Origin of the sequence: Psychroflexus curvus (assembly GCF_020164585.1) — a bacterium.
GTDB lineage: Bacteria > Bacteroidota > Bacteroidia > Flavobacteriales > Flavobacteriaceae > Psychroflexus > Psychroflexus curvus.
Window position 1 is genome coordinate 209,645 of record NZ_JAIQZF010000005.1, and the last position, 21,767, is coordinate 231,411.

General features: G+C 37.6%; 17 protein-coding genes. 8 read left to right on the forward strand and 9 right to left on the reverse strand.

The genetic code is table 11. The features are described from left to right. The first annotated feature begins 7 nt into the window (after positions 1 to 7). Positions 8 to 2,275: a TonB-dependent receptor gene (locus tag LB450_RS09330; protein ID WP_224487646.1), complete on the forward strand. Its 2,268-nt coding sequence runs from the start codon at positions 8 to 10 to the stop codon at positions 2,273 to 2,275. 78 nt (positions 2,276 to 2,353) lie between these two features. After that, positions 2,354 to 2,746, forward strand: a complete 393-nt coding sequence (locus LB450_RS09335) for a DUF2721 domain-containing protein (RefSeq protein WP_224487647.1) — start codon at positions 2,354 to 2,356, stop codon at positions 2,744 to 2,746. On the opposite strand, the gene LB450_RS09340 is transcribed toward LB450_RS09335, so the two are convergent. Continuing rightward, on the reverse strand, positions 2,743 to 3,786 hold the full coding sequence (locus tag LB450_RS09340) for a ferredoxin--NADP reductase (RefSeq protein ID WP_224487648.1): 1,044 nt from the start codon (positions 3,784 to 3,786) through the stop codon (positions 2,743 to 2,745). The two genes, LB450_RS09335 and LB450_RS09340, sit on opposite strands and share 4 nt — an antisense overlap. A gap of 136 nt (positions 3,787 to 3,922) precedes the next feature. On the opposite strand from LB450_RS09340, the gene LB450_RS09345 reads away from it, so the two are divergent. After that, on the forward strand, positions 3,923 to 5,446 hold the full coding sequence (locus tag LB450_RS09345) for a lytic transglycosylase domain-containing protein (protein ID WP_224487649.1): 1,524 nt from the start codon (positions 3,923 to 3,925) through the stop codon (positions 5,444 to 5,446). On the opposite strand, the gene LB450_RS09350 is transcribed toward LB450_RS09345, so the two are convergent. The 4 genes from LB450_RS09350 to trmB all read right to left on the reverse strand — a co-directional run bounded on the left by LB450_RS09350 (position 5,443) and on the right by trmB (position 10,929). Beyond that, positions 5,443 to 8,847, reverse strand: a complete 3,405-nt coding sequence (locus tag LB450_RS09350; protein WP_224487650.1) for a hypothetical protein — start codon at positions 8,845 to 8,847, stop codon at positions 5,443 to 5,445. The two genes, LB450_RS09345 and LB450_RS09350, sit on opposite strands and share 4 nt — an antisense overlap. A gap of 444 nt (positions 8,848 to 9,291) precedes the next feature. Continuing rightward, entirely contained in the window at positions 9,292 to 9,621 is a 330-nt protein-coding gene (locus LB450_RS09355; protein WP_224487651.1) for an MGMT family protein, read from the reverse strand. Positions 9,622 to 9,624: 3 nt separating this feature from the next. After that, positions 9,625 to 10,248 carry a LysE family translocator gene (locus LB450_RS09360; protein WP_224487652.1) on the reverse strand — a complete coding sequence of 208 codons (624 nt, stop codon included), beginning with the start codon at positions 10,246 to 10,248 and terminating at the stop codon, positions 9,625 to 9,627. A gap of 3 nt (positions 10,249 to 10,251) precedes the next feature. Continuing rightward, the gene (gene trmB / locus LB450_RS09365) at positions 10,252 to 10,929 is read right to left on the reverse strand and encodes a tRNA (guanosine(46)-N7)-methyltransferase TrmB (RefSeq protein WP_224487653.1); all 678 of its coding nucleotides are present in this window, start codon (positions 10,927 to 10,929) and stop codon (positions 10,252 to 10,254) included. A gap of 58 nt (positions 10,930 to 10,987) precedes the next feature. Here trmB and LB450_RS09370 point away from each other — a divergent pair, with 58 nt between their 5' ends. After that, on the forward strand, positions 10,988 to 12,049 hold the full coding sequence (locus tag LB450_RS09370) for a glycosyltransferase (protein WP_224487654.1): 1,062 nt from the start codon (positions 10,988 to 10,990) through the stop codon (positions 12,047 to 12,049). Here LB450_RS09370 and LB450_RS09375 read toward each other — a convergent pair. The 4 genes from LB450_RS09375 to LB450_RS09390 all read right to left on the reverse strand — a co-directional run bounded on the left by LB450_RS09375 (position 11,988) and on the right by LB450_RS09390 (position 17,998). Then, on the reverse strand, positions 11,988 to 13,067 hold the full coding sequence (locus LB450_RS09375; RefSeq protein ID WP_224487655.1) for a sensor histidine kinase: 1,080 nt from the start codon (positions 13,065 to 13,067) through the stop codon (positions 11,988 to 11,990). The two genes, LB450_RS09370 and LB450_RS09375, sit on opposite strands and share 62 nt — an antisense overlap. Further along, positions 13,064 to 13,750: a response regulator transcription factor gene (locus tag LB450_RS09380; RefSeq protein ID WP_224487656.1), complete on the reverse strand. Its 687-nt coding sequence runs from the start codon at positions 13,748 to 13,750 to the stop codon at positions 13,064 to 13,066. Before LB450_RS09380 ends, LB450_RS09375 begins: the two co-directional genes overlap by 4 nt. A gap of 116 nt (positions 13,751 to 13,866) precedes the next feature. Continuing rightward, positions 13,867 to 16,680 carry a TonB-dependent receptor gene (locus LB450_RS09385; protein WP_224487657.1) on the reverse strand — a complete coding sequence of 938 codons (2,814 nt, stop codon included), beginning with the start codon at positions 16,678 to 16,680 and terminating at the stop codon, positions 13,867 to 13,869. Between the two features lie 82 nt (positions 16,681 to 16,762). Further along, complete coding sequence (locus LB450_RS09390) at positions 16,763 to 17,998, reverse strand: hypothetical protein (RefSeq protein WP_224487658.1); 1,236 nt, start codon at positions 17,996 to 17,998, stop codon at positions 16,763 to 16,765. A gap of 318 nt (positions 17,999 to 18,316) precedes the next feature. Here LB450_RS09390 and LB450_RS09395 point away from each other — a divergent pair, with 318 nt between their 5' ends. From LB450_RS09395 to LB450_RS09410, 4 genes are all read left to right on the forward strand, one after another. Further along, a complete protein-coding gene (locus tag LB450_RS09395) occupies positions 18,317 to 19,168 on the forward strand; it encodes a T9SS type A sorting domain-containing protein (RefSeq protein WP_224487666.1) in 852 nt (283 codons plus the stop codon). 77 nt (positions 19,169 to 19,245) lie between these two features. Next, positions 19,246 to 20,223, forward strand: a complete 978-nt coding sequence (locus LB450_RS09400; protein ID WP_224487668.1) for a LuxE/PaaK family acyltransferase — start codon at positions 19,246 to 19,248, stop codon at positions 20,221 to 20,223. A 138-nt stretch (positions 20,224 to 20,361) separates the two neighbouring features. Beyond that, the gene (locus tag LB450_RS09405; RefSeq protein WP_224487670.1) at positions 20,362 to 21,501 is read left to right on the forward strand and encodes an Mrp/NBP35 family ATP-binding protein; all 1,140 of its coding nucleotides are present in this window, start codon (positions 20,362 to 20,364) and stop codon (positions 21,499 to 21,501) included. A gap of 5 nt (positions 21,502 to 21,506) precedes the next feature. Then, on the forward strand, positions 21,507 to 21,761 hold the full coding sequence (locus LB450_RS09410) for a NifU family protein (RefSeq protein ID WP_224487903.1): 255 nt from the start codon (positions 21,507 to 21,509) through the stop codon (positions 21,759 to 21,761). Positions 21,762 to 21,767: the final 6 nt, after the last annotated feature.

Genomic DNA, 21,767 nt, shown 5'->3' on the forward strand with positions numbered 1-21,767 from the left:
ATTTATAATGAAATATAATATTTGGGCTGTCTTATTTCTGCTTGGTTTTACAACCTATTCTCAAACCGGAGATATAGAGGGTCAGATTACTTTTAAAGGTGATGCTGTTTTTACGGCTAACATTGAAGTTATGGATCAAAATGAGTATACCGTCACAGATGAAAATGGGACGTTTTTATTTCAAAAGTTACCCGCAGGAACTTATCAACTCAGAGTAACTTCACTGGGATATGTCGACAAAATTAAATCAGTAGTAGTAAAATCAGAAGAAACCACAAATGTTACATTTCTACTACTACCTAGGAACACTACTTTAGAAGAGGTGATTATTATTGATCGGCAAACGGGATTAAATTCAAAAACACCTTACAATTACACACCTATAAGTATGGGCCGGATTGAAAACAAAAGCAGTCCATCGGGTGTCATGGGAATTCTAAGAGAAGTGCCTGGGGTTTATGGTGCAGAATTTGGCCAGGGTATTGTAAAGCCTTTTATACGCGGGCTTGGTTTCAGCCGGGTAGCTACCATTTTTCAAGGCAATAAATTAGAAAATCAGCAGTGGGGTGCCGATCATGGTTTGGGCGTCAATGATCTTGGTGTGGAACGTATAGATGTCATCAAAGGTCCTGCCTCTGTATTGTATGGTTCAGGGGCTTTGGGCGGAGTGATTTTACTTCATGATGATGAGTTTTACAAAAACTCCAAAACGCTTTCCGGAAATATTGGAACGACCTTCAATTCGGTTTCCAATGGATTGCGAACCTACGGATCTGTAGGTCAGAAATTTGACAGCAACCTATACTTCGGAATTGACCTTGCCTACGAAAACCATGCGGATTATAAATCTGGAGACGGTAACATTATTGGAAACAGCAGGTATAATATGAGTAGCGCCAGAGTTCATGCAGGCATCGAAAAAGAAAACTTCGACAATAAATTATCGGTCTCCTATTCGATGCAAAATCTTGGAATTATAGGAGATGATGAACTGGAAAATTCCAATGCAACGACAAGGAATGACAGAGACATGCAATTGCCCTTCCAGGAAGTTACCGATGTTTTGGTGTCTTACAACCAGCGAATGGACCACGGAACATTTGAATCTGTATTTCATATTTCTCATCATTTTAACGATAGGAAAGAAATAGAAACCAACCTTAATCTGGTTGATTTAGGTCTCAATCAGAATAACACCTTTTACAATGCCAGGATAAATTTTGGGAGTGGGAATTTCACCCATAATTTAGGTTTGCAGGGAAATTTTTTGAAAAATGAAAATCAAAATCCCGTACAGGACATCTTAATTCCCAACGCCAATTATGCTGAAAACGGCGCTTACTATATGGTAAATTGGGACTGGAAAACCTACTTTATTCAGGGGGCCCTTAGATATGATTACCGACATGTCAATGCCGATGCCAACGATGATCAATTTATTGAAGCGGGCTTTGTATTGCCTGGTGAACCCAAAAGCCGAACTTTGGAATCCAACTTTAGCGGGTTTACTGGTTCTCTGGGAATTACTAAAACGTTAAGCAACACTCAAAAATTGAAAGCTAATTTCTCCTCTGGTTTTCGGTCACCAGATTTAGCTGAGTTGTATTCTTTTGGACAGCATCCGGGCACGAATAGGTTTGAAAAGGGCAATGCCAGTTTTGAACGTGAACAGAGTCTGCAATTGGATTTCAATTACAGTTTAACCATGGATAGGTTTAGAATGGACTGGTCAATTTTTGGTAGTCAGGTTGATAATTACATTTTCTTTGCTGATACAGGAGAAACAAGGTCTGACTCCGGACTTCAAATTTGGGAATACCAACAAGTGAAAGCTCGACTATACGGCAGTGAACTCAATTTACAATACGTCGCTTTAGAGAATAGAAGCTTGAGGTTTAATCTGGGTGCAGCTTTGGTGAGAGGAGAAAACAAAGATTTTGAAGAGCCATTAACATTTATACCACCAGATAATGCCAACCTGGAAGTCAATTACAGTTTTGGTAAGCTTCAAAACACCTCCCTTTTTTCAAAAGTGAGAGGTGTCGCAAGACAAGACAGACCTGGCTTTAACGAAGAAGAAACCGATGGGTTTACCCTGGTGGATATTGGCTTAAGCACAACATTTAAGTTTGGAAGCACAAACACTCTAGAAGCTTCATTTGCTTTGCAGAACCTGTTTAACGAAACTTATGTGGATCACTTATCGATTCTTAGGGCTTTCAATATTCCAAGTCCCGGAAGAAACCTTATGCTGAACCTAAGGTATAAGTTTTAGCAGTTTTTTATTTCTTATGATCCTGCAGAATTAACAAAGCCTAACTATCTTTGATTCGCTATTCTAAAGGATTGTCTTATGGATGTTTCATTAACCACACCCGCACTGCTTTTTCCCGCAATTTCATTATTACTCCTCGCCTACACCAATAGATTTTTGACCATTGCAGGCCTGATTAGAAGCTTGCACCAAAAATATCAGGATCATCCTGATACGGATGTTAAGGCGCAGATTTCTAATTTGAAAAAGCGCGTGACACTCATCAAAAACATGCAGCTATTTGGCATTGTTTCACTGCTGCTTTGTGTTGTGAGCATGTTTGCGATTTATGAAACCTGGCAAACTCTTGGTAGCATCATCTTTGGAATTTCACTGGTGTTGCTGATGGTATCTCTCATCTTATCCATCATCGAAATTCAGATCAGTGTTAAGGCCTTAAATATTCAACTTAAGGATATAGAAAACGACTAAATATCATCGTAATCTATAACGACTTTAGCAGAGGTTGGTTGGGCCTGGCAGGTCAGGATCAATCCTTCTTCGAGCTCCTCATCGGTTAAGATTTGATTCTTTCTCATTTCTGCAGTTCCCTCCTTAATTTTGGCCACACAAGAACTGCAAATTCCACCTTGACAAGAATAAGGCGCATCGATATCCTGAGCTAAAACAGCATCCAAAATCAAGTCGCTTTGCTCCATAGAAAGTTCAAATTCTTCATCATCCACAATTACCTTAAGTGATGTTTTACCATCTGTACTTGCCTCAACACTGCCTTCAGATTTAGAAAAGAACAATTCATATTTAATCTTTTCTTCACTTACACCTGCAGATTTTAAACTTTCGGTTACTGCTTCAATCATGGGTTCAGGACCACAAAGGTAAAATTCTGAAAATTTGAAACCTTCATACTTATTTTTGATGACGTAGTTCACAGTTGAACGTTCTATCCTTCCGAATTTAGCCGTTTCTTCTTTAGCTTCGCTATAGATGAATTCAGGGAAAAATCGCTTTGGATGTTCTTTTTGGAGACTTAAAATCTCCTGGAGAAAAATAGTTTGCCCAGGAGATTTATTGCCATAGACTAAAACAAATTTAGCCGTTTCAGACTGGGATAATAAAGTTCTAATCATCGACATCAAAGGGGTGATTCCACTTCCCGCAGCAAAAGCAGCAAAGGTTTTGCCATCGATTTGCTCAGGCAAAACAAATTTACCTTCCGCTGGATGAACTTCAATTGTATCGCCTTCTTTAAGAACGGAATTTGCATAATTAGAAAACTTTCCATCTGGAATTGCTTTCACAACAATGCCTAAGTCTTTTCCCTCTTCAGAAGAAATGGAATAGGAACGCCTCACCTTTTCCCCATCAATTTTGGTTTCCAGAGTCAGGTATTGTCCTGCTTGAAATGTATATTCTGAAGCATATTCAGAAGGAATATTAAATATAATGTTTACCGCTTTATCGGTTTGTCTATTGATTTCTTTTACAGAAAGTGTATGAAAATGTTCCATTGATCTTATTTATGGGTTAAAAATACAACCCTGTAAGAATTAGCCTATACCTTAGACAATATTTTAATGCGGATTTAAGTTTTAATCCACAAATACAGTTTTTCCAAGTACTTTTGACTTACCAAATAGTAATACTATGATTTTTAATACCATTCGTATCTTTTCAATTTTTTTATTCTGTACCAGTTTGTGTTCAGCCCAAAACCCTTTGGTAACTGCACAAAAATGGACTGCAAATAAAGTTGAATTCCATACAGTTAAAGCAGATTCTCTGGAACTGATTTTGAACGATTATGAAAGAGCTATGGAGTTAGACTCTGTGTGGAGAACTCAGTTAGTCGACCAGAATTATTCTCAGCGTTTGGAAAGTGTCATCAAAGATAGTTTGGATAGAAAAAAAATCATTACGGATGTTCCTACAGAGGTTTTAAAAGAGCGCTTAGCCGCTTTGAATGCAAAAACTCCTTTCAATATTGAATATAATGAGAGTTTAGAAAGTGTGATTGGCTACTTTTTAAGACGTGAAAAAGAAGGTACAGAGCGATTGATGGGATTGAGTAAATTTTACTTTCCTATGTTCGAAGCTGCTTTCGACAGACATGATGTTCCTTTGGAAATGAAATATTTAGCCATCGTGGAATCCGCTCTAAATCCTAGAGCAAAATCCAGAGTTGGTGCCACAGGTTTATGGCAGTTTATGTACAGTACAGGTAAAGCCTACGATCTGGAGGTCAGCAGTTATGTAGACGAGCGAATGGACCCCATTGCTTCTACTGAAGCTGCAGCCAAATACTTAAGGAGGCTCTACACTATGTTTGATGACTGGGATTTGGCATTAGCAGCTTATAATTCCGGACTTGGAAATGTCTCTAAAGCTATTCGACGAAGTGGAGGAGAAACCAACTACTGGAAACTAAGACGTTATTTACCAAGAGAAACTGCTGGTTATGTGCCGTCTTTCCAAGCAATGCTTTACATCTATGAATATGCAGATGAACACGGTTTCGAGCCTCAGCGCCCAAGATCTACTTATTACGGGACAGACACTATACAAGTAAAACAACTCATCACTTTAGATCAAATTGCAAAAGTGACTCATACCAACAGGGAACTGTTAGAATTTCTAAATCCGAGTTACAAATTAGGCATTATTCCTTTCGAAAAGAACAAATCTTATTACGTGCGTTTACCTTATGAAAAATCTGGATTGTTTGTAACCAATGAAGATGATATCTATGGTTTCACCGAAAATCTAATCGCTAAAGCTGGTACTGAAGAATCTCAACCCGAAACTAACAAAGCTGAAACCAAAATCGATTACTACGTGAAATCTGGTGATTACCTGGGAAGAATTGCAGAGAAATATGACGTTGGTGTCAGTCAGATTAAGGACTGGAATAACCTCAGAGGAACTAATCTGAATATAGGACAGAAACTTATTATTTATTCCAAAAACAGTTATACCATTGCTGAGAATAGTTCTGTTACCAAAAATTCTTCGACAGGAACCACAAAATTTTATAAAGTGAAACCTGGTGATTCCTTATGGACAATTTCTAAAAAGTATCCAGACCTCAGCGTGGAAGATCTTAAAACGCTTAACCAGTTAAAAAGCAATCGTCTTCATCCTGGTATGAAGCTTAAGGTTTCTAAAGGCTAAAAGAAAGCTCTCAGCTGGACACTTCCTGTATGAATAGCGTTCACATTCTCGCTTTTCCTGCCAAAGTAAGTTAAATTGAGATCGAGGAAATCCGTAATTTTTTTTTGTAAAAACAGTGACCACGTCAAGTTATCTTTTGGCTGCAAACCTTCCAGCATCTGGTAAGCCACTGGAGAAAAAGCACTGCCTTCAAATTTATTCTGAATGTAATTCACCTCACCGTTTATGCTATAGTTCTGAGCATTGTTGAGCGTAAACGACAACCCAAAAGTTTGCTGGTCTAAAGCCTCTTGTTCACCTATCTGATTTTCTTTGGAAGTCAGTTCATAAAATACATCAAAGCGTTTATCTCCAAGTAAATAGGACAATTTAGGATTAAAACTAAAGCCTTCGATTTCAAAATTCCTATTTTCAAATTGATCCGAAAACCGTTCTGAAGAGTTCAAATCCTGACTCAGTGTCACTAACCAACTTTCCTGGAATTTATGAATGAATTTCAGTTCATGCATAAGGTTTGAACTTTTCTGAAATCCTAAAAGTGTAAGGTTTTTTGTCGCATTCTGAGTAAAGCTATAAGAAGTCGTGAACTTTTGTAAACCACGATTGAAAAACAAGATATTCCTAAAGGTCGTATTTTCTCCCAAAATATCCTTGCCGCCTCCTCCAAAAGGGTTCAGGTTAAGCGAATTTCCATCTTTGCGTAACTTTTTATCCAGCAACAATGACGTCTGATTGTAAAACTTAGAGGCAAATTTTTTCCAACCTGTTTTGTTTTGCCAGGTTTGAAAATTCAAGGTCAATTGTTGGCTAAATTGGGTCTGGTTGGTTCTTACAAAAACCTGATTAGGCAATAAAATCCTAACAAAGCGTCCTTCATCCTGAAACTGGGCAATTTCAAATTCGTTTAACTCCTGAATGTCGTTTTCATTATAATCTATCCAGGTGTATTGCCCCTGGCCTGGTTCCACTTCAAGATAAGTAAATTCCTGCTGAGCAATGCTTCCGCTGTTGGTTTCATAAGTGGTAGTTAAGTTAACTAACCGGTTCAGTAAGTTTTGAGAATAAGTGACTCTAGAATTTAAACTCTGCTCATTTGCTCTGTTTTCTTCGTTGAATTCCAGATTTCTCAAGTTGGCAAAAACTCTAAGTCTTGTTGCTTTGGTGTTGATCAATTGTGAACGCACAAAATAGGTGTTGGAAGTGTTGACGCGTTGCAAAACATTGGAACGCAAACTATCGTTTTGACGAAACCGATAGCCTGCTTCCACATAAACATTTGTAGAATCCCCTACTCCGGAAAAAACTTCATAACTGGAAAACCGCTGTGTATTGGCCGTGAACTCCTCAGTTTCCATACGTCGCTCTTGATTATCTTCAAGATTATATCGCAGGCCAGACCAAACCTTTCCGAAGTCATAAATTCCCGTCACACTTGCTCTTGCAAATTTTGATGTCAAAAAAGAAGATTCACTATCCAGATAACTGGCATTGGCATCTATTCTGAATTTATCCAGCACTTGCCTGGCACTAACAGAATGTTTCTGACCCAGAAAATCACTTGTATATTCTAAACGTTGAAAACTATATTGAGTAAAACTTTGCTGATTATTACGATAATTGAAACCAGTATCCAGAAACAATTGGTCTCCAGCTGGATTGAATAAATTCCAGTCTCTCGTAAATTCCACGTTGTAAAGTCGCTCTATACTCGCGTAGCTGTCTTCGATAAAATTCAGGTTGCCAAACACATCGAATTGTGTGTCAGTTTCTGATTTGTACAAAGTCTGGCTGACAGAGAGTTGAGCCGCCAGGCCTCGATTATCTCCCTGATCTAATTCAGAAAATAAATTCTCATCTTTATTACTCGCAGCAACTTCAAACTGAAGACTGGTTTTTTCTGAAGGGGAATATACTCCGTTCAGCATAGCAATTTGAAGTTTGGTGGGTGCAAAAAGCCGAACCACAGGTTCAAAATTACCCTGCGGAATACCCTTGACTGGAGACACATATTCATAAATAGTAGCAATCGCTTCCTGACTGGATAGCACATAATTTCCTTGATTTTGCCCCAGATTTGTAAAACGCACATTGAACAACTCAGCTTCAGGATCATTGGAAAACACAAAAATTTCCTGTCCATCTCTAAATTCTTTCTCATATAAAATTCTGTTTTCAGAATAGTCTGCAGGAACAGCACTCGGCGCCAGCATTTCACTTTGATTATCACCAGCATCCTGCAGCACATTCAACTGTTCTTCGGTAAGGCTTTGCTGTAATGGCTGGTTTTTAAGATCGTTTTCATTATAAAGAAACCCGTTTAGCTGAAGAGATTCTGACCTGAATCGGGAACCTGTAGTCGCCACGATTCTTGAAAAGTTTCTATCTGAAACCTGATACTCTACGACGATTCGCATTTCAGAAGTAATCGGAAAAGTAGAATTAAAAATAAGTTCACCTGCATTATAATCGATGAGGTAATCTTCATTTTCACCTCGGGACAATAGCCTGCCATTCACGTAAACGTCTTCACTTCCTGAAATGATCAAAACAAAAAGTTCACCGTTTTGTCCAACAAGTTTATAAGGGCCTTGATTGCCTTCTTGAGCAGTCAATTCACTCCTGGTAAAAACACCCCTTACCAAAGCAGCCGCTGTATAAACTTCGTTTTGCCGGGTTTCATTTCCCACATCTGCAGAAAGTAAAAGCCCCTGAACACGCTTGGTGTATGAAGCAAAAAATGATTCATTTTCTATCAAGTCTATATCTCCGGCACGAATCCGCCATTTTTCAGCTTCCAACTCGATAAAAATTCGATCGAACTCATTCAATTGCTGGGTATAACCTCCGGATTGCGTTGGAGCATTATCATCCTGTATGGAAGCCCGGAGCGTCACATGTTCTGATATTTTCCCGGAAATCTGCAAGTCCAGTTCAGACCTGACCACAGCATTCTGGTTATTGCCCACACTTATGGCTCTGGAAATACTTCCGCTGGTATTCAATCCGGCAAAAGGCACAAAATTGCCAGGCTGTCTTTGCTGTTGCAATTCGTACAAATTGTCGACAGGATTTCCTGTGTCAATAATCAGGTTTTCATCTAAGCCTTTGTAGGTTTTGGTTAGAAATTCTGGATAATTGACGTAACTAACTATTAAACTATCCTGATTCAATTTCAATACTGAAGAAGGAACAAGTTGTGCTTTTGGAAAGTTGATATCGTAAAGGTTGGAATCCACTTCTATACTATCTACAGTCTGGAGCTTAAACTGAAACGGACTTATGCTTACCTCTTCTAGCTGAATGGTGTCCTGAATTGAAACTGCCTTAGTCACCAGTCCAGACTGAGCCAAAAGTGGAGTCATCCCACTACACAATAAGACATAAAGGAGTAATTGCCTCATGTGTGTAAAACTAAAGCTTTACTAAAATATTTTATGGTCTCATGAGAAAAGTAGTTGGAATTCAGGAAAGTTTATAAAAACACAAAGCCCCAGTTATGAATCTGGGGCTTTGCTAATTAACCAATCTATTATGAAAAACTTCATCCTGGGTCAAATATATAACAATTAATGATTCTCCAAAGCAATTTAAATACTAATTTATACCAAAAACTTAACTAAAGCTTTACTAAAACTTTACAGGAATAGTTGTGTTGCCTCCTGGGTAAGCAATTGACAGAAAGGACTATTTATAAAAACACAAAGCCCCAGTTATGATTCTGGGGCTTTGCTAATTAACCAATCTATTATGAAAAACTTCATCCTAAAACGAATATAAAGCATTTATTCAGCATACAAAGCAATTTAAGTAGTTAATTTGGATAAAATGCAAAAATAAATTTTAGGCTACTCATTATCAGAGGGTTCCCAAAAATAAAGTTTGAAGTTTTTTATTTGATCGTTTTCAACTTCCAGGCCTTCCTCTTCCAGGAGCCTCTGCATTGTATCCTGACCAGGAAAATGGTGCTTTCCAGTCAATACTCCATTTCTATTCACAACGCGGTGTGCTGGAAGATCCCGATCTAACTTTACACAGGCATTCATAGCATAACCTACCGTTCGAGAACTTTTGGCGGCGCCGATAGCTTTTGCAATGGCTCCGTAACTTGTTACTTTTCCTTCCGGAATAAGCGCAACAATTGAGTACACTTTTTCAAAAAAGTCTGAATTTGCCATACACTACATTTGATAAAGTCGGATCCAGGTAACGATGATGAGAATCAACATCAATACAGCCATAAAATAATTGGAATACTTTTTAAAGAGTTCTGTTTTACCTCCTATTCTCATGATAAAAATAACGTAAAGGTAAAGAGTGGTCAATGTTCCTAAAGCAGCACTTAAAGCAAAAAAAAGATCGTTATAAAGCGAAAAAGCAATTTTGAAATTATTGCTCAATAAGGTCGCTACAAGAACAAAATAAGGAATAGGAAAAATATTAAGAGCCGAAACCAGAATACCTGAAAAAAAACTTTTGGTACCTGTTCTCTTTTTGATGTTACGCTGTGTTTTTTTTCGATTGGCCGACAATAAGAAATAGATGAACATCAAAATCAAAATTGCAATTCCCGTCTTAAAAAATATGCTCTTAACATAAGGATTGGAAAAGATATATTTTGATAACAAAATAGCAATAAGCGCCTGAAGAAAAACAACTAAAGAAGCTCCAAAAGCCATCAATATACCATTGCGCCGTCCTTTTTCCAGGCAGGTTTTAGCGACACTCATATTGACTAATCCTGGAGGAATTACGCCAACTAAAGCAGCCAAAAAAGTATAAATATAAATTTGTAAATACTCCAATTTTTAAGACTTTAGCCTAAACTTCAAATACGTTATTGATTTCTTTTTATCGAGATACTGCTGTTCATAGAAGGTTTGAATGCCTACCACTTCTTCTGGTGCTTCATGGTTCACATAAATATCATGATGGGCATACATGATATCATGCCCCAATCCTTCCAAAATTCCTAAGGTATAACCGTGCATGAATTCACTATCTGTTTTCAAATGAATGATACCATCTTTGCTTAAAATCTTTTTATACTTATCCAGAAAATCTGGATTGGTCATTCTATGCTTGGTGCGTTTCCATTTAATTTGCGGGTCCGGAAAGGTAATCCATAGTTCATCGACTTCTCCCTCAGCAAAAACCTGATCTACCAGTTCTATTTGTGTTCTCAGAAATCCTACGTTATCCATACCTTCTTCCAAAGCCGTTTTAGCACCTCGCCAGAATCTGGCTCCTTTGATGTCTATCCCTAAAAAATTGCAATTGGGATTCCGCTTAGCTAGACCAACAGTATATTCTCCTTTACCACATCCCAGTTCTAAAACCAGCGGATTATCATTTTTGAAGAACTCTTGTTTCCACTTGCCTTTATAGGCGTATGTGTCATCCACAATTTCAGAACGTGTAGGTTGTACTACATTTTCAAAAACCTCATTCTCTTTAAACCGTTTAAGCTTGTTTTTACTCCCCACTTTTGCTGAAATTTTCGTGTAAAATTAACTAAATTTACCAATACGCAAAATCCTAAATATGGCATTTCCCACTCATGTTTTAGTTTCTCCACTTAACTGGGGTCTGGGGCACGCCACTAGGTGCATTCCAGTCATCCGTTATTTTTTACAACAAGGCTCCAAAGTGAGCCTGGCTTCTGATGGAAACGCACTCCAATTGCTGAAAGACGAGTTTCCAGATCTACATAGTTTAGAATTGAACTCCAGCCAGGTGACCTATTCCACCTCTGGATTTTTCTTTTATTTGAAATTGATGCTGCAAGGCGATGGACTTAAAAAAAGAGCTCAGAAAGATGAAGTTCTGATTGAAGATTATATCGATAAGCAGGGGGTAGATTTGCTGATTTCCGATCATAGATTTGGAGCCTTTTCAGAAAACATAAAATCGGTAATTATCTCTCACCAGCTTCAGTTTAAAGCAGGTTTGTTTTCTTTTGGCTCTTCGTATCTCAATGCGAAATACCTTAACCGATATGACGAAGTCTGGGTTCCAGATACAGATACTTTACCAAATTTAAGTGGAATTCTGAGTCAGTCCCACTGGGTAAATGTTCCCGTAAAAGAGATAGGGGTATTGAGCCGATTTTCTAACCTAAGCCTAGAGAAAGACATCGATTATCTGGCTGTCATTTCTGGTCCAGAACCCCTTCGAACTCACTTTGAAAAGAAACTAATCGAAGCCTTTTCCACTTTAAGATCTAAAAAATGTATCCTCGTGCGTGGGGTATATGACCGAAGCGAGCTGGAAGACTTACCTCATCTCAACTTTTACAATCATTTAAAATCTGAAGACCTCAACCAACTCATTTGTAGAGCAAAACTTGTGATTTGCAGGTCGGGGTATTCTTCTGTGATGGATATGGCCTGCCTGGGAAAATCCGTCTTTTTTGTTCCTACACCTCATCAGGGTGAGCAGGAATATCTGGCCAAACGATTGGAAAATCAAAGGACTGCCCCTTTTAGTGCTCAAAAAAGATTTAAAACTACAGCTCTCGAAAACATCGAGTTGTATTCTGGATTTAATTCAAAAGAGATGCATCGGTTTCCTCTTCCGGGATTTCGTCAGACTTTGGAAGGCTAAAGGAGAATTCGCTGCCAATCCCATAAACACTATCTACATAAACCTGTTCATCATGGGCTTCTATGATGTGTTTTACTATGGAAAGCCCAAGCCCGGAACCACCTTCACGCCTGGATCCTGTTTTATCTACTCTGAAAAACCGTTCAAAAAGTCTTGGAATGTGCTCCTTTTCAATGCCTTCTCCATTATCGGTCACACGAAGCATGATTTTGGAGTCTTTTACCTCTTCAAAACTGATTTCTGACGTTCCTCCCTTTTTTCCGTATTTGATAGAATTCACGATAAGATTGGTCACCACCTGCTGTATGCGTTCCTTATCGGCATCTACATATAGAGAAGGATATTCCTTATCGAAATTAAGACTGATTTCTTTTTTAGCAGATTTCATTTCCAATAGATCAAAGACGCTTTCTACCAGTTCCACAAGATCAAAGGTTTCGATGTAAAGGTTGAGATCCCCCGTCTCCAGTTTAGTAATCATATCCAGATCCTTCACAATGTAGATCAGTCGATCAACGCCTTTGCTTGCTCTGGTAAGGTATTTTTTCCTCACTTTTTTGTCTTTTATAGCTCCGTCCAAAAGCGTTAGAATATAGCCCTGAACAGTAAACAAAGGGGTTTTTAATTCATGAGACACATTACCAATGAATTCTTTCCTGTAGTTTTCCCTCACTTTTAAGGTTTCTATTTCCAGTTTTTTACCTCTGGCAAAACGTTCTACTTCCTCAGTCAGGGTTTTCATATCAGACGTGTTTCTTTGACTTCCTAATGTGGACTTGTCGAGTATAGAAACACTATCATAAATGGATTTCACTCGTTTGTAGATAAAATATTCTATCCTCAACTGAATAATAAGGAATGAAAACACAAATGAAATAATGGCAAAAACAAAAATAGAAGCCACATTGACTTCTAGTTGTATGTACTCATAAAATGTGATTAAGCCCGTAAGAAAAACAGTGATATAAGTGGAGGTATTGAGGGCAAACTTATAGGATCTTTTAAATTTTTTACTCATTCATGAACAAACTTATAGCCGACGCCTTTCACGGTTTTGAATTTGTCGTCGCCCAATTTTTCTCTTAATTTTCGAATATGGACATCGATGGTTCTTCCACCCACAACCACTTCATTTCCCCAAACTGTGTTTAAAATATCATCTCTTTTAAAGACTTTATTAGGTTCTGAAGTGAGTAAAGATAGCAATTCAAATTCTTTTCTGGGCAAAGTCATCTCCGTTCCCTGACTTGTGATTTTATATTCGTCCCGGTTGATGATGATATCGCCAATTTCGTAAATATTTTTCTCTGAAGTTCCAGATTTAAAACGCCTTAATAAGGCTTTTACTTTACTCATCAAAACTTTTGGCCTTACCGGCTTGGTGATGTAATCGTCTGCCCCGGCATCAAATCCTGCAACCTGAGAATAATCTTCACCTCTTGCTGTCAAAAAGGTAATAAGCGTGTTTTCTAAACCTTTGGTTTCGCGAATTTGCTCACAGGCTTCAATCCCATCCATTTCCGGCATCATCACGTCCAAAATCACCAGGTGTGGCTTTTTCTTTTTAGCTTTTTTAACTGCTTCCACTCCATTTTCTGCTGTGACTACTTTGTAACCTTCTGCATTTAAATTATAGCTTAGAATCTCCAGAATATCCGGATCGTCATCTACAACAAGTATAGTGATATCAGATTTTTTCATAAATTTTTAAATTAATTAAACACAAATTTAAGGTTTTGAATATTAGCTTAAAGTTAAGAATAAACACAAAAAAAGCTGCTCTTTCCAGAGCAGCTTTTGGCTAATAACAAAAACAATTAAAATTTATAACTGTATCCTAAGGAAAAACTTCTGAAAGGTCTTCTTATTTCAAAGAGCTCTCTTTGACCGCCAAAAGATTGATATTGACTTTCTCTATTATCGTTTAGAATATTGTTTGCTCCAAAACTTATGGTAGATCTCTGATTTTTGTCGATGGTCTTGGAGAAATTGAAATTCAAACTATGGAATGGCTCTACATATACATCTGGGTTAAGACCAAAACCTACAACCTGTAAAGTTTCACCTTGTACATTGTAAAAAATACCCACCTCAAGTCCTGATTCTTCTTTGTTATAATTTAGTCCTGCATTTATAAGATAAGGAGATTGACCTTGTAACTCTCTGGTACCATCAATTACTTCACCTTCTCGCGCAAAAAGCTGTCTTGATTCGAATTCCTGACCTTCGCCTTTATTCATTTCAATACGAGATTCAATAAGAGAAATATTGAAATTAAGGCTTAAATCTTTTAAGCTTTCTGCTATAAAATTAAAGTTTTTTCTGGCTTCAAATTCAATTCCAAAAACTTCTGCAAAATCTGAATTTCTTGGTGTGAATTGGTTGGGTGCATTAACATTAAAAGCAACAAGCTCAATAGGATCATTAAATCGCTTATAAAATCCACTTAAAGCAAACATTTGAGATTGATCACCATAAAACTCATACCTCAAGTCAAAATTATCTATGTACGAAGGTTCAACATCAAGATTCCCTAAGTAGATAATTCCAGTAAGCAGGTCGACAATTTGAACATTTGACTTTTCCTTAAATGAGGGTCTAGCTGTAGTTCTGGCATAAGACAACCTAAAGTTGGTCTTGTCGTTATATTCATAAACGAAATTAGCAGATGGGAAAAGATCCAATTTGCTTAAAGTCTCCTCATTGTCTAAAGCGGCTCCCCCGGTAGTTACTCCAGTGTAGTACATTCTGAAATCTACTAATCTTAACCCGATAACACTTTTCAATTTCTCTCCAATTCTAAATTCATTTGAAGCATAGGCAGCACCAACTGTCTGACTCGCATCAAAAGCATTAGAAGGTTGAAAAGCACCTCTCATATAATAACCTGAATTGGTATCCGCATTATAAATATTGTCATCCCTTAGGATTTGATTTGGATCTCCATTTAGGTCTCTTGGATTGGTATTTATAAAACCTACATTATAATTGTAGATAGCGTAGTCTCTTTGTTTATAGGAAAAGAAACCACCAAATTTCGATGTGGAATTTTTTTCGAACAAAGAATATTTTTTAGTGAAATCCAATTTTCCAACCGCATTAACTTCTTCGAGCTCTCTCCATAATCTTGTTGGAAAACCAGCATCAGAACTTATATTTAAGGTGTTGGCTTCTCTTATAAAAGTGGTTAACCTTACATCCTTATCATCCGCTTTTACAAAACTTGGAGATAAAGTCCAGTCAATAGTAAAGTTACCATCTTCCTGAGTGTGTTTTCCACTAAGAAGAATATTGGTTATGGACCTTTCATTGTATTCTAAGTTATCTTTAACGGTAGAGATAGCATTTGAGATTTGAGTATCCTGATCAAAAAGGGAAGCCTGACTTAATCCATTTTGAATGTGAAGCACATTAAATCTATATTTGGAATAGCTCGTTTTATAAGAAAGACCTGTCATCCCAGTAAGCAATACATTATTTTGACCTAAATCTCCTTGCTGTCGTCTATCAAATCTAAGTTCATTAACAGAAGCATCTGGATTTTTTTGATAAATACCGTTTTCAAAGTTTTCAAAGAATTGAGTTTTATTTTTATAATCTATTGAAGCTATAAAGCCCAACTTATTTTCTTTAACATCCCATTGATTTCCATATCCAAGTCCCACACTTATATTCATAGGGCTAGTATTTCTATCTGCAGCCATCTGTGGGTTGAATCTGCTCGTCAACGGTCCTGTAAGTTGATTATCTGAAGACGCAGGGTTTGGAATTCTTACATTTGGATCAACAGGAAGGGCGCGAGTGCCATCATCAAAGCCCAAGAAATCCGTACTACCACCTGGATAATTAACGTAGCTATCTTGAAAATGCATATCTGGGTTAAATTCTCCGCTAAAAGAAACTGTAAACTCTTCTTTAGAAGGGAAGTCCCTTGTGATGATATCTATAACACCACCAGTGAAATCTGCTTGCAAGTCTGCTGAAGCTGTTTTGGAAACATTTACATTTTCTAGAATACTAGTTGGAAAAATATCCATTTGGATGGTATTCTTGTCTGGGTCAAGACCTGGAATATCCATACCGTTAAGTACAGATTTTGTATACCTATCTCCTAAGCCTCTTACAAAAACATATTTACCGTCTTGAATGGATACGCCAGGAACCGTTTTTACAGCTGATGCAATATCACTTGCTCCCGTTCGCTTCATGGTTTCAATAGAAATTGCATCCATCAAAACATTTGAGTTTTTTTGCATTCTTAGGACAGATTGTTCTGTGTTTCGCCTTGCCGTTGTAGTTATTATAACCTCTTCTAAACTTCCAGCAGCAGAACTCAAAGTAACATTTACAAGAGTATTATCATCTTCTTTCACAACTACCCCAGTAATTTCCTTAGTCTGATAGCCAACAAATGAGAATAGCAAATCATACGTGCCTGGATCAAGATTAAGTTCAAAGTCTCCTTCGAAATCTGTAGTGGCTCCTTTAGTAGTGTTTTTAACTGAAATATTTGCAAATGGGAGAACATCATTCAACTCACCATCCATCACTGTTCCTGAAACTTTTCCTGTTTGTGCATTCGTCGTTAAAAAAATAAAACTGAATACTAAAAGACTTAATAGATATCTCATTTGAAAGGTCTTTATTGATTTTTTTTATGAAAAAATCCACTGCTTGATACAAGCAGTGGATAATAATTAAATTATGGGTTATTTATAAAGCATTTTGAGAAGAAGCGTATGTCCAACCGGCAAACACACTTAAGTCTGCACCAACTGTTGGGGTAGCAGATGCTTCGAGAACAGTCACGTTGTTTGTAAAATTACCTTCTGATCCTGCTGGAGCATCCACAAGCAATTCTTCAGCGCTTGCAACACCTACTGGTAAAACCAATTCAATATTTTCGAATACAATAAGACCGTTAGCAAAATTGTTTTGAGAATCGGGACCGTTGAATCTAAATTTAGCTTCACCAGTTGTAGTTCCACTAAACACTGCATTTCTTATAGTACCAATAGCACCATCTCTAAAATCAGCATAAAATTCACCATTCTCAACATCCACAACTGTAAGGCCATCGATAGTGAAACCAAAATCAGCTGGATTAGCAGCATCAGGACCTTCTGGACCATCTATTTCTAATGCTCTATCAGAGTTAGAAGATTGGATAACAGCTGCATTTGTGATTGTACCATTGAAAGCTTGATCGATATCCAAACCATCATCTTGTTGAGCCCAAGCTAATAAATTTGAAGAATTAGTAGTTCCTCCAAACCATTCGAATGCATCATCTTGGTTAGCTACTACCTCAACATGATCAATTGTGGTACCAAGTCCAACACCACCCATAGTTAAACCATTTATCTCGTTATCTTGACCAATAGTAATTCCGCCATGTCGTATTGACACATATCTGATGATACCAGAATTATCGTTTGGATTATCACCTCCATATTGACCATAAGGTTCAGTTGCAGGAATACCTTCTATTTGAGCTTCTCCAGCATCACCATCTACAGAAATTGGAGCATTTCCTAGAACAATTACACCACCCCAAAGACCTACGTTACCAAGTCCTAAATTGGTACCTGCAATTTCTCCTTTCTTAATGTTATCTAAAATAGATGTAAAAATAATTGGATTTTCAGCAGTTCCATCAGCAATAAGCTTACCCCCTTGATCAACTACCAAAGCAGAAGCAGCAGCCTCTTGACCTTCACCACCTTTAATGATTGTACCTGGTTCAATAGTAAGTGTTACACCTTCGTTAATAACTACTTTACTTTCTAAAATCCAGATTCTATCATTAGTCCAAGTTTCGTTTTCAGTTAAAATTCCTGTTCTTGTTTCAGTTTCTGGAATTTCTGGTTCTGTTGGATCTCCAGGCTCTTCACTTGGTGGATCTACAATTGGAGCATCATCGTCTCCTGAGCAAGACACAGCAAACATTGAAAGAATAACTGCAGCAGATAAAAATAATTTTTTCATTTTGATAGATTTTAGTGTTTTTGTTGATGCAAACTTACAAGCAGAATGAAGCTTTGATGTTATGTAGAGGTTAACAAAAGATTGCATATAGATTAATAGATTAGAAATAAATTAATCTTCGCTTAACCTTAAACTATTTAGTTTTTGATGAGCCTTTATTTTACATAAGAAGTAATCTTGCTAAGTTTAATTTAAAGTTAAATTACTGGTTTACAGTTAACAAGACCATTTATGCTTTGAATTATTTCATTATTTTTAATAAACTTTAAAACACATCTTATGAAAAAAATTACTTTGTTATTGATTTTATGTGTCTCTATATTGAGCAGTTTAAATGCTCAAACTGGAGGAAACACTTCTGGTGATATGCTTATTACCGGTGTATTTGACGGTCCCTTAACTGGCGGAACCCCAAAAGCAATAGAGGTTTATGTATTAAGCGACATTGCAGACTTAAGCACCTATGGTCTTGGAAGTGCTAATAATGGTGGCGGAACGGATGGAGAAGAATTTACATTTCCGGCTGTATCGGCAACTGCCGGAGACTTTATCTATATTTCTTCCGAAGCCGAAAACTTTAATGCCTTTTTCGGATTTGATTCTGACTATGTTTCAAATGCTGCAAATATCAATGGAGATGATGCCATTGAATTATTCCAGGACGGACAAGTCATTGACACATTTGGCGATATCACTACCGACGGAACTGGAGAATCCTGGGATTATCTGGATGGATGGGCTTATAGAGTAAGCCATACAGGACCCGATGGTGCTAACTTTGTATTATCTAACTGGTCTTTTAGCGGTATTAATGAAAATGACGACGACACCGCTCACGACTCAGCAAGCAACCCCTGGCCCCTTGGTACTTTTTCATCTAACTTAAGTGCAGAGGCATTTGATACCATCAACCTGAAACTCTATCCTAACCCGGTTTCTAACGGCCTGTTAACTATCGAAACCTCATCAAGCGACCCTCTTGACATTCAGTTTTTTAATATGCTTGGTCAACCGGTACTGACTTCCAAAACTTCAAAAAACATAGATGTTTCAGGGTTAAATTCAGGAATATACCTGTTGAAAATAAATCAAGGACCTTCTTCACTTACTAAAAAGGTGATTGTACACTAAACTGATTTACTCCTTTATATTCAAGGCACCCCTTATAAAGGGTGCTTTTTTATTACTTTTGAATTTCATTAAAGTATATGACTTCAAGCTTCCCTTTTGCTATTAAATCTGACCAAGAATTTGAAGAAGCTGCCCTGAATTTATTTCAGAAGCAATTCCAATCCAATTTGGTATACAGAGAGTTTTGTGAACATCTCAATGTCAATAGTAAAGAGGTAACATCAATTCAGGATATTCCTTTTTTGCCCATTCAGTTTTTTAAAACTCATCAGGTTAAAACCGGACATTTCACTCCCGAAGTCACCTTTTTAAGTAGCGGAACAACGGGTCAAGTTCAAAGTCAGCATCAGGTAAAAGACCTTTCGCTTTACGAAAAAAGCTTTACAGCAACTTTCGAGCATTTTTATGGCAGCATCGAAGACTTTGTCGTTCTAGGCTTACTCCCTTCTTACCTGGAGCGCGAAGGTTCATCGCTGATTTATATGGTAGAAGATTTCATCAGGAAAAGCAACTACAAGGAAAGTGGCTTTTATCTCAATGAATTGGACCAGTTATCTGAAATCCTCATCAAGCTTGATGAGTCCGGACATAAAATTTTACTGATTGGTGTCTCGTTTGCCTTGTTGGATTTAGTCGAGAAAACGTCTTTCCAACTAAAAAACACCATTGTGATGGAAACTGGAGGCATGAAGGGTCGTCGCAAAGAGATGATTCGCCAGGAACTTCACGACATATTAAGCAAAGGCTTTGGAGTTGAAGATATTCACAGCGAATATGGCATGACAGAGCTTTTATCGCAGGCGTATTCCAAAGGTCAGAGCAAATTTGAATGCCCACCCCACATGAAAATCCTTATCCGTGATACCGAAGATCCATTTCAGTATTTAGAAAACGGGAAAACAGGAGGCATCAATGTTATTGACTTAGCCAATATCGATTCTTGTCCGTTTATAGCCACGCAGGATCTGGGAAAGCAAATCAATTCAAACGAATTTGAAATCCTGGGGAGATTCGATCAAAGCGATATACGAGGCTGTAATCTGCTTGTGCTATAGAATTTGATGGTTTGATTGGTTTTCAAGTCGTTAATTTATCCCTAAGAGTGGACCTAAAACCACATGAATTACAAGCAAATAGAGGATTAACTTGTATATTTGCATTTAGATTAAATCTTAATTAGAATTAATTAGTTTATGAAAATAAATAAAGACGAGGTAAAAAAGGCTTTAGAAACGATAAGCATAGCTGGCGAAGGACAAAACATAGTTGAAAGCGGTGCCTTACAAAACATAGTTACTTTTGGTGATGAAGTGATTGTAGATTTGAAACTTTCTACTCCTGCTCTTCATATTAAAAAGCGTGCAGAAGTTGATGTCATGAAAGCCATTCATGAGCACGTGTATAAAAAAGCGAAAGTAGAAGTCAAAATAAATGTAGAAGCTCCAGAGAAGAAAAATGTCAATGAAATCAAAGGAAAACCAATTCCTGGTATTCAAAATATCATTGCGGTGGCTTCTGGTAAAGGTGGGGTAGGAAAATCTACAGTCACTGCCAATCTTGCTGTGACCTTATCCAAACTTGGGTTTAAAGTAGGTTTACTGGATGCCGATATTTACGGCCCTTCTGGCCCTATCATGTTTGATGTGGCCAATGAAAAGCCGCTTTCTGTTACGAAAGACGGAAAGTCGAAAATGAAACCAATAGAAAGCTATGGAGTGAAGTTACTTTCTATCGGATTTTTTACCAAGCCAGACCAGGCTGTAATTTGGAGAGGTCCTATGGCTGCCAAAGCACTCAATCAAATGATTTTTGATGCCGACTGGGGAGAGCTAGATTTTCTTCTTGTAGACTTGCCTCCGGGAACCGGAGATATTCACCTGTCCATTATGCAGTCTATGCCAATAACTGGCGCCTTAATTGTAAGCACTCCGCAAAATGTGGCTTTGGCAGATGCTAAAAAAGCAGTTTCGATGTTTCAACAGGAGAGCATCAATGTTCCTGTATTGGGAATTTGCGAAAACATGGCTTACTTCACTCCCGAAGAATTACCAGACAACAAGTATTATATTTTTGGCGAAAAAGGAGCCAAATACCTTGCAGAAGATTTAGACGTTCCATTTTTAGGAGAAATTCCATTGGTGCAAAGCCTAAGAGAATCTGGTGATATTGGTCGCCCGGCAGCGCTACAGGAAGGAACCCCATTAAGCGAATCCTTTGCAGAACTGACAAGAAACACTGTACAACAAGTGGTAAATAGAAATAAAAACTTACCGCCTACTGAAGCTATTAAAATCACAACTATGGCTGGATGTAGTGCTGTAAAAAATAAGTAAATATGATGACTGGCCAAGAATTAAGAAGAACCATAGAAGTAGCTCTGGATGAAATTCGCCCTTTTTTGAAAAGTGACGGAGGAGACATTGAGCTCATCTCTATTGAAGATGATTCACTCGTGAAAGTTCAGCTTATGGGAACCTGTGTGGATTGTACGGTTAACCAGATGACATTAAAATCTGGTGTGGAAATGACGATTAAAAAGCATGCACCTCAAATCAAAGAGGTCATCAACATAAAAGCTGATCAGTTAGCTTAAGATTCA